This window comes from Neorhizobium sp. NCHU2750, assembly GCF_003597675.1.
GTDB lineage: Bacteria > Pseudomonadota > Alphaproteobacteria > Rhizobiales > Rhizobiaceae > Neorhizobium.
Genome location: NZ_CP030829.1, coordinates 200,876 through 217,711, shown reverse-complemented (window position 1 = coordinate 217,711; position 16,836 = coordinate 200,876). Strand labels below are relative to the sequence as shown.

The window sequence follows — 16,836 nt, the reverse complement described above, 5'->3', positions numbered from 1 at the left end:
CTGCCGGCTCAGTATCCGCGGCCGGGCACAACCACGTCGATGAGTGGCTCGCCGGCAAGAAAACGATCGAGATTGCCATGCAGCTTTGCGGCGATCCGATCGGCATTGTCCTCCGATGACCATGAAATATGGGGCGTCAACCGGATTTTGGGATCGGTATAAAAGGCATGGCCTTCAGGAAGCGGCTCCGGTGCGGTTACATCGAGCGTTGCCGCCGAGACCTTTCCGCTGGACAGCGCTTCAATCAGGGCCGCGTCATCCAGCACTTCGCCGCGGCAGATGTTGACGACGTGAAGGCCGGGCTTGGCCGCGGCGAAAATTTCGGCATCAACCGACAGCCGGGTAGCCTCGGTCAACGGAACTGCGAGAACGAGATGATCGACCGAGCCCACCATGTCCTTCAGCGATGCGAAGAACTGGACATCGCCGGTATTTTCGCCAGCGGCATCACGCCGGACCGCACTGACCTTCATCCCCAGCGCCTTGAGCTTTTCCGCCGTGCGGCGTCCTATCGCGCCATATCCATAGATGCCGACCGACTTGCCGGACACAAGGCCAAGCGTCCGCTTGACCCACCGGTCGGCGGAATGGACGAGCAGGTCATCGAACATCTGCTTCTCGTGACCGAAAATGGCAGCCACGACATATTCGGCGATCGCTTCTGCCGAAATACCGCGGCCGGTAGTAACGACCGGGGCTTCGAAAACCCAGTCCGGGAACGCGTCGATGCCGGCCGAGGCGATCTGAACCCATTTGAGATTGAACGGCCAGCCGTCAGGCTTCGTTCTGGGGGCCGCCGCCCAGCCTCGGAAAAAGGTGAAGAGGATGTCCGCGTCCCTGGGGACGTCCCAGGCTGGTGAGCCGTCGCTATAGTTCAGGACAGTTGGCCGACTGCTGTGAGCCTCCAGTTTCTCCACCTGTTGGGCATCGAGGTTACAGGCGATGACAGGTGATCTGCTGTCAGTCCAGCCGGTGTGTCTTGACATGATATGGAGCCCCATTTTGAAATTGCCCGGTCGCTCCGCCTATTGGGCGGGATGACCTTTTCCCTTGGGCTACTTAAGGCAGCGGGCGGGGAGAGCCAAAGAAACAGTTTTTCAATTGTTGCAAGCAAATTGGAATATTCGACGGGCAATACCGTGCTTAACTACGACGACTAAGTGGTTGTTTATGCGTCGATTCACCTCATGGGTGTAATTGACTACTCAGGAGAGTTACGAATGCGCCTTGTGGCTGGTGGTGACGCACTGTTTTCCGGCGGGAACCTTGCCGAACGTCTTGACGAGAAATTGCTGGAATACCTGAACGATTGCGATGCGGCATTCGTCAATGCGGAGTTCATCTGCCCGGCAAGGACGACAGCACCTGCGCCCCGGCGCTTCATTACTGCTGTCGGGATCGAGGCCGTTGATGAGCTGACCTCCATAGGGATCAATCTCCTTTCGTTTGCCAATAACCATACGGGCGATTTCGGGCCGCAGGGCGTGATCGATACGATCGAAGGATGCGAAGCACGCGGTGTCATTCATAGCGGCATCGGCCGCAGCCTCGAGGAAGCGCGCCTGCCGCATTTTCTCGACACCGATGACGCCCGCATAGCTTTGATCTCCACGGGGACGACCCGCTCAACGGAATTTGCCGCGAGCACTGCGGGTACCGGCATTCCTGCACGCGCCGGTCTCAATCCCCTTCGCTGGGGCCGCGCCTATGTCCTGCCGGAGGCCGAGTTCCAGCAGCTTCGCCGGATCGACGAGATGCTCGGCATTGCCGCCGGCCGCAAGGAAGTCATGGACATCGAGGTGATGGCGGATCCAGGCGAGAACCGCCTGCCTTTCGGCTCCGTCTTCGAAGGTTCGCTGCAGTTCGAGCGGGGAGAGACGGCTCATATTCGCTACTACGCCAACGAGAAGGACGCGACGGCCATTCTCGAAAATATCCGCGATGCCGCCAACCGGGCTGAGATCGTACTCCTGAGCCTGCATGCGCATGAGGGAACGGAAGAGAACTGGTATTCGCCGAGGCCTGCGCCTTTCATCGAGGATTTCGCCCGCCGTGCCATCGATGCCGGAGCGACGGCCGTGATCGGCCACGGGCCGCACATGCTGCGCGGGATCGAGTTCTACAAGGGTAAGCCGATCTTCTATTCGCTCGGCAGCCTGATGATGGAATTCGAGGCGGGCATGCAGAAGATGACACCGGAAATGTATGAGACCTACGGTTTCACCAAGGACTCTCTGCCGTCGCATCTGCATATGTCGCGCGCCAAAGATGCGGCCGGCAAGCCGATCGGCTTTTATGCCGACAACCGGTTCTCAAGATCCTGCATCGCCTTGATCGACATCGAGGATGGCGATCCGAAGGTAAGGCTCGTCGCTCTTGATCTCGATCTCAACCGGCAACGCCCCTCCGAACGTGGCCTTCCCGCCTGCGCAACACCTGAACTCGCCCGAGAGATCGCTGCGGACATGGCAACCATGAGCGAGGCCTATGGCACGACCATCCGCTACAACGAGACCGATGGCCTGATCGATGTCCTGCCGACCTGATATTGTGGCTTGAACCGAGGACGGGGCTGCGATCGCTCTTCGCTGGCAGCCCCGCTCAGATTGCGAGGATTGTTCCAAGGCCAGCCGGGAACTGTGGTTCCATATGCCCAAGGTCGTGGCCTCCGCCGCTACGCCGTCAAAATATCGGCAGGCTGCCGCGCTCGGTGTCATCGCCAATCCTGGAGGCCATTCCGGTTTTGATGACGTTGGCGTCAGACGGTTGCCGTGCCTCGGTTAGCATGCACGCCCCGAACGAAGACCTCTATGCATCGGCGCAGGTGGCGGCGGCGATCCTGTCTGGTTTGCCAGTCACGGTTTGCAGGGCCCATGCCGCCGAACAACATGTCCATCAGCATGCGGGCGCCGCTCATCCTGTCTTCAAGAACGAGCTTCTGTTGCGCCACCTGCAAATCCAGCCAGTCGGCAAGAAGTTGGCGTGACCGTTCCACGCCCTCGCGGCGAAGGACCTCGCCGAGCTCCGGTGCCTGAGAGGATTCTTCGATGACAAAGGAAATGAAGGCCTCGCGTTCTCTCTCATCCGTCTCGTCAATATCGATCATGAAGATGTCTTCAAGTACATCTTCCACCGGCCGATCTTCCCCGGCAGGCCTTGGAAGAGCCAGCATCATCTGCCGATGGGATGCGACAACGGCGAGGAAGAGGTCCGCCTTGCTCGAGAATACGTTGTAGATCGTCTGCTTGGATATACGACATCGGGCAGCAACGATATCCGTCGTGGTGCCACGATAGCCCAACTCGACAAAGGTGCGCCGCGCTTCATCGACGATAGCCTTGCGGCGGTCTTCGTCGCTGAACGTCTTCGGTCGCCCTCTGGGGCGTTTGTCCGCCGAAATATCGCTCACATCGTGTCCCCCTTTCGATGGCGCGTCCGTTGAGGCTAGGCGAGTGCCGCCACTGGATCGAGACGCGAGGCGTTGCGTGCAGGTAGGTAGCCGAAAACGATGCCGATGAGGCAAGACGATACCACCGCGAGCACGATTGGCGCGGCCGTGAACACGAGGCTGAAATTTGACCCGAGCTGGCTGAACGCGACGCCGAAAAGGAGTGCCGCCGCGATACCCAGTACGCCGCCGATCAGGCAGACGAGCACGGCCTCGATCAGAAATTGCTGCAGGATATCCTGGCGCCTTGCACCGACAGCCATGCGTACGCCGATCTCGCTCACGCGCTCCGAAACGGAAACCAGCATGATATTCATCACCCCGATACCGCCCACGATCAGCGAGATCACGGCAATTGCCCCGATGAGCAGGGTCATGGTCTGGGTCGTGCTGGTGATGGTCTGACGGATGTCATCGGTATTGAGGATGAAGAAGTCCTTGGTTCCGTGGCGGCCCGTCAGAAATGTTGTGACTGCCTGTTCGGCTGCATTCGTATCCGCGTCGTCGCTGATCCTCAGGGTGATGCTGCGCAGCGAGCGGTCACCGGTAAAACGGGTCTGGACGCTGGTATAGGGCATATAGATCGAGAGATTGTCGCTGGATCCGAAGCCGCCTTGTTGAGAGGATATGACGCCGATCACCCGCGACGGCACGGTGCCGGCCAAAAAAACCTCGCCGATGGCTCCCCTGATATTATTGCCGAAAAGCGTCTTGGCGGTGTTCTCGTCGATCACCGCATCCTGTTCCATGGCGGAGACGCCAGCATCGTCGAAGAAACGGCCGGCAAGAAGTTTGGAACCCTTCACCTCGAAATATTGGCTTCCGACACCGTTCACCAGAGCCGTTGCTTCCGTGGCTCCGAACCTCGCCGTGGTGCTGGTCGAGACCGTCGGCGTGGCCGCGTCCACATAGGAAAGTTTGGCCAGTGCTTCCGCATCCGAGACAACGAGGGTCTTGACCCGCCCAGACCGCATGTCACCGAAGCCGGTGCCGGGAAAGAGCTCCAGCGTGTTGGTGCCGAGGCTGCTGATATTGGCCAGGACGCGCTGCTGGCTGCCGGTGCCGAGTGCGACGACCGAGATCACGGACGCGATGCCGATGATGATCCCGAGCATGGTAAGAAAGCTGCGCATGCGGTGCGCTTTCAGAGCCTTGCAGGCCATCAGAAACGCTTCGCGAAAACGGTCTATCCCCGCTCCGACCCGATTGGTCGGCAGAGCCTGACGGGCATCCGGCTTTTCAACCGACGTTCTTCTGGCCGCCGGACGCGTATCGGAAATGATCCGACCGTCGGAGATCTCGATAATGCGTTCTGCCCGCGCCGCGACGTTCGCATCATGGGTAACGATGATGATGGTTCGGCCTTCGGAATGCAGTTCGTCGAGGATGCGGAGAACTTCTTCACCGCTCGCCTTGTCGAGCGCGCCGGTCGGTTCGTCGGCGAGAATCACGTCGGCGTTGTTCATCAGCGCGCGCGCGATCGAGACGCGCTGCTGCTGGCCACCGGAAAGATGTCCTGGGCGGTGGTCGGTACGGTCCGCCATGCCGAGGCGCCCCAGCAGTGCGGCTGCCCGCTCGCGCCTCTGGTTGCGGTCACGGCCGGCATAGACTGCCGGAATTTCCACATTCGAAAGTGCCGAGATTTCTTCAAGCAGATGATAGCGCTGGAAGATGAAGCCGAAATGTTCGCGCCTCAATGCGGAGCGCGCATCGTTGTCAAGCGCCGACGTCTCGCGGCCGGAGATCTTGTAGGTGCCTGCAGTCGGCCGGTCGAGCAGGCCGAGAATATTCATCAGCGTCGACTTGCCCGAGCCGGATGCGCCGATGATGGCAACCATTTCTCCGCGCTCGATCGTCAGGTCGACATCCTTAAGCACCGTGATCGTCCCATCACCGGAGGCATAGTCACGTCGCAGGCCCGTCAATGAAATAAGCGGTTCGCTCATGGGTGCCCCTCAGAAGCCCATCGGCCCGCGACGGCCCGGGCCTTGGGGTGTTTTTGCTGAAGCTTCGCTGATGACGACCCTTTCTCCCTCGCTCAACCCCGACTTCACCTCTGCGGTGATCTTGTTGTTGAGACCGATCTCCACCTTGCGTGTTTCGATCTTGCCGTCTTTTTCGACACGCACCCGTGATGGTCCGGTTGCCGCCATTTCCGGCAAGGCGGAGGAGGGAATGGTCAGGGCATCCTTGGCTGCGCCGAGGATGATGTTGACCTCGGCGGTCATATAGGTGCGGAAACGGCCATCGTCATTGGCGACGTCGAAGACGCCGATATAATAGATCGCTGAGGAGGAGGAGGACGACGACGAGGACGACGAGGAGGTCGTGGTGGATGTTGTCACACTGCTGTCGCTGGTGATCGATTCCGGTGCCGGCTCGATGGCAGCAAGCGTTGTGTCGTAGGTCTTCGTTCTGTCGCCGATGACATCGAACCGAACCTTCTGCCCGACCTTGACGCGGGTAATATCCGCTTCGGAAATTTCCGCCCGTACCGTCATGCGGGTGAGGTCGCCCAGTATGACGATTGTCGGTGCCGATTGGGTCGCGTTGACCGTCCGTCCTTCCTGGCTGACGACAGCAAGGACGGTGCCGTCCATCGGAGCGTTGATGCGCGTATAGCCGACATCCGCGTTCGCGGTTTCGACAGCCACCTGGGCTTCGGCAATCTGCGCGTCCAGCGCTTCGATCTGGGCTGCATAGACCTTGACCTGTGCGGCCGCCGTTTCGAGATCGGCACGCGAACCGGCCTGTTTGTCATAGATGGCCTGTTGGCGCGCGAGTGTCAGCTTCGCATTTTCCAGGTTGGCGACGCCTTCATTGCGTTGCGCCTGAACATTGGCGAGCGAAGCCTTGGCAGTCTTCAATGCGTTGTCCTGCGTCGTCGAATCGATCAGCGCAATCAGATCGCCGCTTTTCACCGTGTCGCCCACCGCGACTTTCAGTGATGTAATGCGTCCGGAGGCCTGGGAGCCGACCGCGACAAGCCGCGAGGGTTTCAGCGTACCGGTAGCGAGTACGGTGGATTCCACGTCGCCTCTGGTCACCGGGGCAGTCAGCGTGGTCGGGGTGGAGGCCGAAAATGACAGGGTGGAGGCCGCAACGCCGCCAATGGCGACCACAGCCAGGATAAGGAGCGGCAGGGCCGTCTTGAAGCGCATGAAGAAAACCTGAAGTTTATGATACTGTTTGGTACCGATATTGTTCGGTCCGCCTGTCCTGTCAATCAAATGAATGTTAAATTGTGGTTAGGTGGCTCGGCAAGGAATAGGCGAGCAACTCGTTGGCTGATTTGGCAGGGTTTCTACTCGGCTACAAAGGCTGAGCTTTATCGCGGCCGGGCGTCGAGCAGCGATCGCACAGGGGCCTGACGGTGTGCCTGGAATTCACATCTTCGGCAGCGGCTGACGGGCAGCCATCATGCCAATCACTGCACGAAGGCTGCTCGATATGTCTTACAATTTTTGATCTCCAATTGAGGCGGTGCCGCCTCAAAAAACCAGCTGCACCTTGAGCGTCTGTTCGGGATGCTTCTCGATAAGGTCGAATGCCGCACGCGCATCGCGGGCATCGAAACTCTGGGTGATCATCCCCTCCGGCTTGAGCGCGCCCGATTCCAGCCAGCTGACGACTTCGGGGATGAAGCGACGGTTGAGCCGTGAGCCGACGAGCGTCAGTTCCTTGCTGACGATTTTCTGCTGGCTGATGTTGCAGGGGGCGGGCGAGAAGCCGAGCAGGCCGATGCGCCCGGCAGGTGCCGCAACCTGGCATGCCTCTTCGAGCAAGCTTGGAATGCCGGCGCCGTCGATGACGACGGACGGACCAAGGCCATCGAGTTCCGAGGCGACGACCTCGGCAACCGACTGCTCACGGGAGTTGATGACGACATCCGCGCCGAATTCCTTGGCGCGGACCAGCCGGTCGGCATCGATATCGGCGATAATGCAGCGGGCGCCGCGCATCTTGGCAACCTGAAGAACGGTGATGCCGACCGTGCCAGCGCCATAGATCAATACGACATCTTCGCTGGTGCATTCGGTGCGCCACAGGACGTTTGCGGCAACGGCCAGCGGTTCGGCCAGCGCTGCGACGTCCAGTCCGAGCTTGGGTGATACTTTCACCGCATTGGCTTCCGGAACGACGGCTACCGAACGGAAGCCACCCTCGCGATGCACGCCGATCACCTGAAGCTTGGCGCAGACATTCGAGCGCCCGATGCGGCAGGGATAGCAGTGGCCGCAGGAAATGACCGGATCGGCAACCACGTGATCACCGATCGCAAGCCCCGAAACGCCGGCTCCGAGTGCTTCGATGACACCCGCAAATTCGTGACCGATCACACGCGGATATACAACGAAGGGATTGGAACCGTGCAGGATATGCATGTCGGAGCCGCAGATGCCGGCGCGCTGCACGCGGATCGCCACTTCGCCCGGGCCCGGTTTTGGGGCCTCCCGCTCATCGACGACGAGGCTGTGCGGCTCGCGAACGGAAATCGTCACCATGGTTTTTGTCCTTCCAGAAAATTCGGGCCTAGTTGTTTCAAGCGGGGCATAGCCGCCGAAGATGCGCATCGACGAACTGGCGCCAGGTTGCATTGTCCTTCAATTCCGGCGGGAACAGCCCGGGAATACCGAAGAACGGCGCGGAAGATACCGAGGTTGAAGCAAGCGCCGCTGCGACCTTCAATTCTGCGGCCCTCGGGTCGTCGAGATGCTTGGCTGTGATGACATACGCGAGCCAGAACGCCACGACTTCTGCGAAATCCGCCGCATCACCACCGGCTGCCAAACGCTCTGCGGCTGGTGCGAAAATGCGCTGCGGCATCTTCTGCGTTCCGTCCATGGCGATCTGGCCGGTTCGATGCGCGATTGCTGGGTTGGAAAACCGTGCGACGAGTTCCTCACGATAGGCGGAAAGGTCGATCTCAGGCACGGGGTCGAGCGTCGGCAGGACTGCTTCCATGTGCTGGCGCACGCGCCCGGCATGAACCGGAACACCCATTACGTCACGCACATATTCCAGCCCATTGAGCTGGCCGAGATACGCAATCAGCGAATGCGAACCATTGAGAAGCCGAAGCTTCATCTTTTCATAGGCATGCACATCGGAGACGAAGATCGCGCCCCCGGCCTCCCAGGCCGGACGGCCCGCCGCAAAGTCATCCTCGATCACCCATTGGGAAAAGGGCTCCGTTTCCAGCGCAAGGTGGTCTTCTGCACCGATCAGGGAGGCGGCGAGAGTCCGGGTCTGATCCGTTGCAGCCGGCACGATGCGATCGACCATGCTGGAAGGGAAGCGGATCTCGCGTTCGATCCAAGCTGCCAGACCGGCATCTCGTCGATCAGCCATCTCCAAGACCAGACGGCGGACAATATTGCCGTTGCCGGGAAGGTTGTCGCAGCAGAGCACGGTCAGAGGATCGCGGCCAAGGTGCATGCGCCGGGCCAGTGCTTCGACAACCATGCCGATGACGCCGATCGGTGCGGTTGGATGCGCAAGATCATGCGAGATCGCCGGATGCGACAGGTCAAGACCGCCGGAAACAGGATCGATCCCGTAGGCCTTCTCGCTTACCGTCAGCGTTACGACGCGTGTCGGATTGTCTGTGAGCCGCTGGAGCAATCGTTCACGCTCCTCGCTCGCGGCGATGGCGTCGATGATCGAGCCCACAATGCGTGCCTTGTCGCCGCTCCCGCTGCGGGTGACGACGCTGTAGCGATAATCCTGTGCCTTGAGATCGGCCACGATGTCCACCGAACGGAGGCTGGCACTTGCAATGCCCCAGTCACCGGAACGGGCCTCGATGGCCTTGTCGGTATAAATGGCCTGGTGGGCGCGATGAAACGCGCCCAAACCGAGATGCACGATCCCGACCTTCAGATTGCCCGGATCAAAGGACGGGCGTTCGACGCCTTGCGGAAGAGGGGTGCTTCTGCTGAGACGCGTCATGTTTCAGTTCATTCCGAATGCGGGATGCGAGAGGGTTTGCTCAATGCCGCGCAACTCCGCGAGGCCCTTGAGCCGCCCGATCGCAGGGTAGCCGGGCTGGGCACCGCGGGTAATGTCGTCGAGGATTTCCTGGCCGTGATCCGGGCGCATGAAGATCTGCTGGTCGGCGCGTCCTTCCGATTTGCGGCGGCGCTCCTCGCTGACCAGTGCCGCAATAACCGCTACCATGTCGGTGTTGCCGGTGAGGTGCTGGTCTTCGAAGAAGGAGCAGGGGAAACCCTCCGTCTCGCGCCGGACATTGCGCAGATGCGCGAAGTGAATGCGGGGCGCAAGACGCTTGACCATGGCCGGCAGATCGTTGTCCGGGCGGGCGCCGAGAGAGCCTGTGCAGAAGGTTACGCCATTGGCATTGCGATCAACCGCATCGAGAACCTTCACGTAATCCTGTTCCGTCGACAGGATGCGCGGCAGGCCGAGCAGCGGCCACGGCGGATCGTCACCATGAGCGCAGAGGCGCATGTCGAGTTTTTCTGCAGTCGGGACGACTTCCGAGAGGAAATCGATGAGGTTGTCGCGCAGTCTGTCGGCGCCGATGCCGTTGTAGCGGGAAAGGGCGGCGTTGAGTTCGGCTATGCTGTAACCATCTGCAGAGCCTGGAAGGCCTGCCCCGATATTGCGGGAGAGAGCGGCGATCTTCTCATCCGGCATTGTCGCGAAACGCTCCTTCGCGGCCTCGATCAGCTCCGCGGGGTAGTCATCGCTTGCGCCCTGACGCTTCAGGATATGCAGGTCGAAGGCGACGAAATCGACGAGGTCGAAGCGCATGGCGCGCGCGCCGTCGGATGCTTCCCAGCGAAGATCGGTGCGGGTCCAGTCCAACACAGGCATGAAGTTGTAGCAAACCGTCGAAATACCGGCCTTGGCCAGTTGCTCCAGGCTTTCCTTCCAGGCAGCGACATGGGCCTTCCAGTCGCCGGTCATGGTCTTGATGCTTTCGGAGACCGGAATGCTCTCCACCAATTCCCATTCGAGGCCGCCGGTGCGGACCTCGTCCTGCCGTTTGCGGATTTCCTCAATGGTCCATGCGGTTCCCGTCGGAACATGGTGCAAGGCACTGACGATGCCCTGCGCGCCGGCCTGAGCCGCATCGCGCACGCTAACCTTGTCGATCGGGCCAAACCAGCGCCATATATGTCTCATGAAATATTCCTTCTTTGGCGGCGGACTTATGCCTTGGCCGCAATGGTGTTCGACTGGCCGGCGGAAGCAAAGACCGCAACGGCGCGAAGAGGGGAGCCAGAGCCGCCTGCAATCGGCAGCGGTAGCGTGACTAGAAAGGAGAATGCCGGTAGCTCACCGAGACGGGCGAAATTTTCACCGATGAGAACACCGGCGCCGAGCAACAGATTGTGTGCCGGAAAGTCAGAACTTCCAAAACAGTCGAGTGACAGGCAGTCTGAGCCCGCAATGCGTATGCCGCGTTCAAGCAGGTACTCGCATGCCGGTCGCGACAGGCCTGGCCAATCATTCAGGAAACGAGGATGATCCTGCGGGTCATCCCAGAAACGATCCCAGCCGAAATGGAAGAACACCGCATCGCCAGCCTGGATTGGACCGTGTTGTATCTCGAACGCCTTGATCCGCTCGATGCTCACGGCTTCCCCGGATGCGCAGTCTCGGGCATCGATCGTTGCCATGCGGCCGAAGAAGGTTTGGAGACTTATCGCATCGATGCCTGCGGCGCCGCGAATAAAATGCAGCGGCGCGTCGAAATGGGTGCCCGTATGCTCACTCATCCCGAGCGAATGATTACAGGCGCGATCGCCCTGGTCATAGCTCTCGATCACTTCCTGGCAGAAATAGGGATGTGTTGGCCATACCGGCATGTTCGGTGTCAGCGGGTGGGTGAGATCGACCATCACCGCATCACCGCCAAATGTTTTCATCAGTGCCGCGATATCCATGTCACGCAACCTTCGGCCGCGGCACGATCGCAACGATCAGGATGATCAGTGCACCGGTGAGGACAAACCGAACGCCGGCCTGCATCTGGAAGGTGTTGAGCATGGTCGCCATCAGGTTGAAGAACAGGGCCGCTCCCCATATGCCGATGGCATTCGCTTGTCCGCCCGCCACGCTTGTGCCCCCGAGGACCACGACGGCAATGGCTTCCAGGAGATAGGAATCACCCATATTGAGCGCAGCCCCACCGGAAAAGCCAGCAAGCAGGAAGCCGGTCAGTGCTGCCGCCACGCCGCAGAACAGATAGGCGAGCAGCCGCACCCGCGTGGCAGGAACGCCCGCCAGGCGCGCGGCTCTCTCACTTTGCCCCACCGCAAGCAACTGCCGACCCCAGACACTTCTGGCCAGAATGAAGGCGACGCCAATTGTCAGCATGATGACCACGATCGGCATCACGCGTATGCCGCCGACCGACCAGAAGGTGAAAGCCGAAAGCGCGGCAGGTGGCTTCAGCGTTGCCTCGCCCCCGAGATTGAAAGCCAAGGACTGGAAGACAAAGCTCCAGGCGAGCGTCGCGATGATAGGCGGAAGCCGCAGCAGGGTAATCGCCAGGAAGTTCGCAATCCCTGCAAGGGCGCCGACCGCCAGAGCAACGGCGAGGCCGGGGAGGATCATGTCGTTGCTGCCCGCCATGATCGACATCGACAGATAGGCCGCTAATGTCAGCACTGACGGCATAGACAGGTCTATATTGCCGGGGCCGGAGGAAATCACCAGCATCTGCCCGGTGCCGACGACTACGCTGAAAGCTGCAAATACCAGCGCTGAGGAGAGGGTAGGAACCGCGCTCGCAAAGCCGGAATAGGCAATGGTTGCGACCCACATCACAAGTGCGACGATGAAGCCGTAAGTCCATGGCTTGAGAGAAAAGCTGCTCATGATGTCTTCTCCGCAAGCAGGATCCGGCCGGCCAGAACAAGGAAAAGAATGCCGCCCTGGGCGCCGATCTGCCAGGTCGGAGGTACTTGCAGGAAGCTGAGAAGCGATCCGGCAAGCGCGAGTGTGAGTGCGCCAATCACCGTACCGATTGGCGAGACAATACCGCCGGTAAACGCGCCACCGCCGAGAATGACGGCGCCCACGCCGAGCAAGGTATAGGCTGGAGCGACATTGGGATCGCCCGAGGTCGTCAGGCCCGTCAGGGTCAAGCCGGCGATAACACCGAGAGCACCGGCTGCGGCGTAAATTGCAGCACGTATCAACGTTACCGACCATCCAGCACGTTCGATGGCACGAGGATTGCCCCCTGCACCACGCAGGACGGCGCCAAAGGACGAACGGCTGATCACGAAATGGCCGATCAGTGCTGCGACAATGGAAAGCAGGATCGGGAGGGGCAACAGCGGCGGGCGCCAGCCCATGAAGCCTGAAAGCCACGAGGGTGCTGCGCCACCTGGCGCAGGGAGGAGGATGATCGCGACGCCCAGCCAGATGAACGACATGCCGAGCGTGACGATAATCGATGGCAGTTGCCGGATATGGATCAGCAACCCGACCGCAGCATAGACAAGAATGCTGAGAGCGTAGATCGCTACCGCCAGCATCGGCGAACTATCGAGATAGAGGGCCGTCACGCAGGTTATGAAACCGACGAAGGAGCCGACCGACAGGTCGATGTCGCCAAGCATAATGACGAGCATCTGCGCCAACGATGCAAACATCACCGGCACGGCCAGCTTGAAAAGTAGCGTGAAGCCGAAATAGCTCATTGCGGCGGGTCTGATCCAGAAGATCACGGCCAGCATGGCGACGAGCGCGATAGCCGGGAGGCCGAGCTGCAATGTTGGGGCGAGCCGTTTGCCGAGGCCCTGGTTCTGTCGAGCAATGAGGGTGTCAGCCATTGGCGCCTCCAAACGAAGCTTCCAGGATACGGTTGTGATCGATGTCTTGGCCCGCCACTTCGGCGACAGCACGTCCTTCTCGGAAGACGTAGAGCCGATCACAGTTCTTCAGTTCCTCGAACTCCGTCGTGTACCAGATGAATATCCTGCCTCGATCGGCCTCCGCGCGGATAAGCTGGTACACTTCCTGCTTGGTTCCGACATCGACGCCTCGCATCGGATCATCGAGCAGAATAACTTCGCCATCGGAGGCGAGCGCGCGGGCAAACAATACCTTCTGCTGGTTGCCACCGCTGAGCGCCAGGATCGGCGTGTCGATCGAGGGTGCCTTCACCTTCAGGCGTTTCGACCATGTTTCCGCCAACGATCGGGCTGCCGAAAGCGAAACGATGCCACCCTTTTGAAGAGCGTTGAGGCTACGGATCGTCAGATTGTCAGCGATCGACCAGAGCGGCATGACGCCCTCTACCCCACGATCACCCGCCACAAACGCAACAGGCACCTTTCGGGTTGCGGCATAGATGGCTCGCAGCCGTTCGCGCTGCCCGTGCCCGTCAAGCCCGGCAAAGCCAATGATCTCTCCGGCTGCCGCACGTATTGGGTAGTCGGCACCGTCAATGCCTTGATGGTCGACGACAAGGTCTTGTGTGCCTCGGCGCTCGACAACCGCCCTGTGTTCACCGGGTGTTTCGATATTCCCCATCATGCCGACCAGATCTGAGCGCGTCAGTCCGGCGGCAGGGTGGTCTCCCACGATCGCTCCATCCATCATCACCACGATGCGGTCGCAGACGGCGAGAATTTCATTCAGCCGATGCGTGATCAGAATGCAGGCGATACCGCGTTTGGATGCCGTGCGGATGTAGGCAAGTAGTTGTTCCGTCGGTTCATGACCGAGCGCTGATGTCGGCTCGTCGAGGATGACGCAGCGGACCTTGCCATCGGTTTCGGTGAACGCGCGGGCGATTTCGACCATCTGCCGCTCACCGATCGACAGATCGGCGATTTTTGCATCGGCATCAATTCCGTGACCAGGGAATACGTCATCCAGAGCCTGGTTTATCAGCGTGCGCGCCCTGCGTCGCCATCCGAAGCCACGCAGGCTGCGATGGATAATTCGCGTGTTTTCCGCCGCCGAAAGATTGGCGCAAAGCGAAAGCTCCTGAAATACGCAGCGCAGGCCATTCGCCTGAGCTTCCGCGGTACCCCATCGGTCAACGTCCTGGCCATTGTAGATAAAGGTGCCTTCGGTTCTCTGGATGGCACCGGAAAGGACGTTCATGAGCGTCGATTTGCCGGCGCCATTGTGGCCAACAAGTCCGAGTACTTCGCCGGAAGCCAGCTTGAAGTCGACTCCGACGAGCGCATGGACCGCGCCGAAGCTCTTGCGCAGTCCACGGGCCTCGACAAGGAGGCCCGTGGCGGCGCTGGAGGCTGCTTGGGAGGACAGCATGATGGCCCCCTTACTTGGGAGCCGGAACCATGGGCAATGGCTCCTTCTTGACGTTCGCGTCAATTATCTTGGCGACGAGATCCTGAGGATAGTCTGCATTGACAACGCCGCCGTCCGGAACCGTCTTCAACCAGGCATCAAGGTCGGACTGCTGGATCTGCAGGAGGGGCACCTCGACGAATTTAGGCACTTTCTTGCCAGCCAGGATCTGTTGTGCCACCCAGAAGGCGACCTGGGATACCGAAGGTGTGGCGCCAAGCGAAAACGTCTCGTAGCCGTTGGCGTCGTGCTCCTGCTTCCAAAGAGCAAGCTCATCCTGCCTGTTGCCCATGATGATGATCGGCAGCTTGCGACCGGCGGCCTTGAAGGCTTGGGCCGCACCATATCCGTCACCGCCCTGCGTGAGCACGCCATCGACCTGCGGCAGCGATGGCAGCACGCCGGACACTTCCTTCTGGGCTACCGTGGCCGTCCACTGGCCATAAACTTCACCGACCTTCTTGTAGTTCGGGTGCGCGGCGAAAGCCTTCTTGACGCCCTCGTTCAGGCGCTTGTCGAAGCCGTCGCCGGCCATGCCGCGGATTTCCAGGATGTTGGCCGGCTTGTCGCCCAGCTTGCTGGAAATGTAGTCAAGTTCCGCCTTGGCATAAGAATCGAGATTGTAGTCGACGACATAGGCGCAGGGTTCGGTGACGCCGCTGGCAAAGGCCACGACCACGATTCCGGCATCACAGGCGTCCTTGATCGCGCCGTTCAGTGCCGTATCCGAACCGGCCAGAACGATGATGGCGTCATATCCCTGCAGGATGAGGTTCTGGATCTGCGACGCCTGCTCGGTCACCGAATTGTTGGAACTTACGACGGCGGTGTCGCCGATCATCTTGTCGGCCTTTGCCTTCGCGCCCATCGACTCGAAGCTCTTGATCATCACCTGGCGAAATGAATTGCCGGCATAGGAATTGCTGAAGGCGATTTTCTTACTGCTCGTATCGCCGGTGGCGACGCCTTCCTGCGCGGCGGCTGCACTTGCCAGCATCACGCCGGCCATCAGCGACAAGGTGAGTGTTTTGAAAGCTCTGGATCTCATGATTCTTAAATCCTCCTTGAATCAGATCAAATCGCTGTCTGCGCCGGCCGGACACTGCCTCCTACCTAGGTTGACTGCAGCCCTCTCCATCCTCCGTGCGTGGACATCAGATAAATACTACCATGGCAGTGTGTCAATCCGGCTTATAGATTATCGTCGAAATATGTGTCATCCAGATATGACAAGACAGGGAAGGCGAAGTGGAGGGGCCATGACGGAAAGACGACCCATTCAAATGGCAGACGATATGTCGGTTGCTCCGGGACCGGCGCAGCCTCCGCTTCAGATGATCAACCCGCGCCAGCCCATCGCAGCCCAGGTTTACGAAAGGTTGCGTCGAGCTATCACGACCCTGTCCATGATGCCATCAGAAGCGCTGAGCGAGAAAGAGCTCTCCTTGCAGCTGGGTGTCAGCAGGACCCCTGTGCGCGAGGCGCTCATTCGGCTTGCCGACGAGGGGCTGATCGACATCTTCCCGCAACGGGGAAGTTTTGTTGCGCCCATTCGCCTGCGCGATGTCGAGGAGGCCCAGTTTATAAGGGAATCGCTTGAGGTTGCGGTGGCGCGGCGACTGTCGGCGGGCTGTTCGAGGCAATTTCTCACAGAGATCAAGAGCAATCTCTACGATCAGGAAAAGGCTGTAAACGCTGAGGCGCTGGAGGTTTTTCTCGATCTCGATGAAGCTTTCCACAGAAGTTTCTGCGAAGAGGCCGGCCTATCCAAAAGCTGGCGGGTCATTCAAGCGGTCAAGCTTCAGATGGATCGGGTGCGTTATTTGAGCCTCCCGGATCTCAGTCATCTTCGCGTTCTCCTTGCACAGCATCGGGCAATTGTCGACGCGGTGGAGGCTGGTGATGCAGACCGCGCCGGTGCAGCAATGGCCGCTCATCTAAAGGAGGTTCTGCGCACGGCGCAGAAATTGAGCGAACAGCGCAGGGACTTGCTGGAGCGCTGATCATACTTGCGTAATGTACCATGGTGTTGACATTCTACCATGGTAGCATTACGGAGATTGCAATCGAGGTGCCGTGGA

General features: G+C 60.0%; 14 protein-coding genes. 2 read left to right on the top strand and 12 right to left on the bottom strand.

The genetic code is table 11. The features are described from left to right. Positions 1-8: 8 nt before the first annotated feature. Positions 9-986 carry an NAD(P)-dependent oxidoreductase gene (locus NCHU2750_RS25125; RefSeq protein WP_119944726.1) on the bottom strand — a complete coding sequence of 326 codons (978 nt, stop codon included), beginning with the start codon at positions 984-986 and terminating at the stop codon, positions 9-11. A 234-nt stretch (positions 987-1,220) separates the two neighbouring features. Between NCHU2750_RS25125 and NCHU2750_RS25120 the strand changes: the two genes are divergently transcribed. Further along, positions 1,221-2,546, top strand: coding sequence for a CapA family protein (locus NCHU2750_RS25120; RefSeq protein WP_119944523.1), 1,326 nt, complete (start codon positions 1,221-1,223; stop codon positions 2,544-2,546). A 212-nt stretch (positions 2,547-2,758) separates the two neighbouring features. Here NCHU2750_RS25120 and NCHU2750_RS25115 read toward each other — a convergent pair whose 3' ends face one another. The 11 genes from NCHU2750_RS25115 to NCHU2750_RS25065 form a co-directional block, all read right to left on the bottom strand. After that, positions 2,759-3,409 (bottom strand): TetR/AcrR family transcriptional regulator, encoded by a 651-nt coding sequence (locus NCHU2750_RS25115; RefSeq protein WP_119944522.1) that lies wholly within the window; start codon positions 3,407-3,409, stop codon positions 2,759-2,761. Between the two features lie 35 nt (positions 3,410-3,444). Next, positions 3,445-5,394 carry a MacB family efflux pump subunit gene (locus NCHU2750_RS25110; RefSeq protein ID WP_119944521.1) on the bottom strand — a complete coding sequence of 650 codons (1,950 nt, stop codon included), beginning with the start codon at positions 5,392-5,394 and terminating at the stop codon, positions 3,445-3,447. Positions 5,395-5,403: 9 nt separating this feature from the next. Further along, positions 5,404-6,609: an efflux RND transporter periplasmic adaptor subunit gene (locus NCHU2750_RS25105; RefSeq protein ID WP_119944520.1), complete on the bottom strand. Its 1,206-nt coding sequence runs from the start codon at positions 6,607-6,609 to the stop codon at positions 5,404-5,406. Positions 6,610-6,939: 330 nt separating this feature from the next. After that, positions 6,940-7,953 (bottom strand): Zn-dependent oxidoreductase, encoded by a 1,014-nt coding sequence (locus tag NCHU2750_RS25100; RefSeq protein ID WP_119944519.1) that lies wholly within the window; start codon positions 7,951-7,953, stop codon positions 6,940-6,942. A 37-nt stretch (positions 7,954-7,990) separates the two neighbouring features. Then, complete coding sequence (locus NCHU2750_RS25095) at positions 7,991-9,400, bottom strand: mannitol dehydrogenase family protein (RefSeq protein WP_119944518.1); 1,410 nt, start codon at positions 9,398-9,400, stop codon at positions 7,991-7,993. Positions 9,401-9,403: 3 nt separating this feature from the next. Next, positions 9,404-10,600, bottom strand: coding sequence for a mannonate dehydratase (gene uxuA, locus NCHU2750_RS25090; protein ID WP_119944517.1), 1,197 nt, complete (start codon positions 10,598-10,600; stop codon positions 9,404-9,406). A gap of 26 nt (positions 10,601-10,626) precedes the next feature. After that, positions 10,627-11,364: a cyclase family protein gene (locus NCHU2750_RS25085; RefSeq protein WP_119944516.1), complete on the bottom strand. Its 738-nt coding sequence runs from the start codon at positions 11,362-11,364 to the stop codon at positions 10,627-10,629. A gap of 1 nt (position 11,365) precedes the next feature. Then, the gene (locus tag NCHU2750_RS25080) at positions 11,366-12,301 is read right to left on the bottom strand and encodes an ABC transporter permease (protein WP_119944515.1); all 936 of its coding nucleotides are present in this window, start codon (positions 12,299-12,301) and stop codon (positions 11,366-11,368) included. Further along, a complete protein-coding gene (locus NCHU2750_RS25075) occupies positions 12,298-13,263 on the bottom strand; it encodes an ABC transporter permease (protein ID WP_119944514.1) in 966 nt (321 codons plus the stop codon). The genes NCHU2750_RS25080 and NCHU2750_RS25075 overlap by 4 nt, the downstream gene beginning before the upstream one ends. After that, the gene (locus NCHU2750_RS25070; RefSeq protein ID WP_119944513.1) at positions 13,256-14,716 is read right to left on the bottom strand and encodes a sugar ABC transporter ATP-binding protein; all 1,461 of its coding nucleotides are present in this window, start codon (positions 14,714-14,716) and stop codon (positions 13,256-13,258) included. The genes NCHU2750_RS25075 and NCHU2750_RS25070 overlap by 8 nt, the downstream gene beginning before the upstream one ends. A gap of 10 nt (positions 14,717-14,726) precedes the next feature. After that, positions 14,727-15,803: an ABC transporter substrate-binding protein gene (locus NCHU2750_RS25065; protein WP_119944512.1), complete on the bottom strand. Its 1,077-nt coding sequence runs from the start codon at positions 15,801-15,803 to the stop codon at positions 14,727-14,729. 211 nt (positions 15,804-16,014) lie between these two features. Between NCHU2750_RS25065 and NCHU2750_RS25060 the strand changes: the two genes are divergently transcribed. Then, positions 16,015-16,758 (top strand): GntR family transcriptional regulator, encoded by a 744-nt coding sequence (locus tag NCHU2750_RS25060; RefSeq protein ID WP_245480518.1) that lies wholly within the window; start codon positions 16,015-16,017, stop codon positions 16,756-16,758. The last annotated feature ends 78 nt before the right edge of the window (positions 16,759-16,836 follow it).

Coding starts and splice junctions, on each gene's coding strand:
- NCHU2750_RS25125 (WP_119944726.1), bottom strand. CDS start 986: ATGTCAAGACACACCGGCTGGACTGACAGCAGATCACCTGTCATCGCC.
- NCHU2750_RS25120 (WP_119944523.1), top strand. CDS start 1,221: ATGCGCCTTGTGGCTGGTGGTGACGCACTGTTTTCCGGCGGGAACCTT.
- NCHU2750_RS25110 (WP_119944521.1), bottom strand. CDS start 5,394: ATGAGCGAACCGCTTATTTCATTGACGGGCCTGCGACGTGACTATGCC.
- NCHU2750_RS25105 (WP_119944520.1), bottom strand. CDS start 6,609: ATGCGCTTCAAGACGGCCCTGCCGCTCCTTATCCTGGCTGTGGTCGCC.
- NCHU2750_RS25100 (WP_119944519.1), bottom strand. CDS start 7,953: ATGGTGACGATTTCCGTTCGCGAGCCGCACAGCCTCGTCGTCGATGAG.
- NCHU2750_RS25095 (WP_119944518.1), bottom strand. CDS start 9,400: ATGACGCGTCTCAGCAGAAGCACCCCTCTTCCGCAAGGCGTCGAACGC.
- uxuA (WP_119944517.1), bottom strand. CDS start 10,600: ATGAGACATATATGGCGCTGGTTTGGCCCGATCGACAAGGTTAGCGTG.
- NCHU2750_RS25085 (WP_119944516.1), bottom strand. CDS start 11,364: ATGGATATCGCGGCACTGATGAAAACATTTGGCGGTGATGCGGTGATG.
- NCHU2750_RS25080 (WP_119944515.1), bottom strand. CDS start 12,301: ATGAGCAGCTTTTCTCTCAAGCCATGGACTTACGGCTTCATCGTCGCA.
- NCHU2750_RS25075 (WP_119944514.1), bottom strand. CDS start 13,263: ATGGCTGACACCCTCATTGCTCGACAGAACCAGGGCCTCGGCAAACGG.
- NCHU2750_RS25070 (WP_119944513.1), bottom strand. CDS start 14,716: ATGCTGTCCTCCCAAGCAGCCTCCAGCGCCGCCACGGGCCTCCTTGTC.
- NCHU2750_RS25065 (WP_119944512.1), bottom strand. CDS start 15,803: ATGAGATCCAGAGCTTTCAAAACACTCACCTTGTCGCTGATGGCCGGC.
- NCHU2750_RS25060 (WP_245480518.1), top strand. CDS start 16,015: ATGACGGAAAGACGACCCATTCAAATGGCAGACGATATGTCGGTTGCT.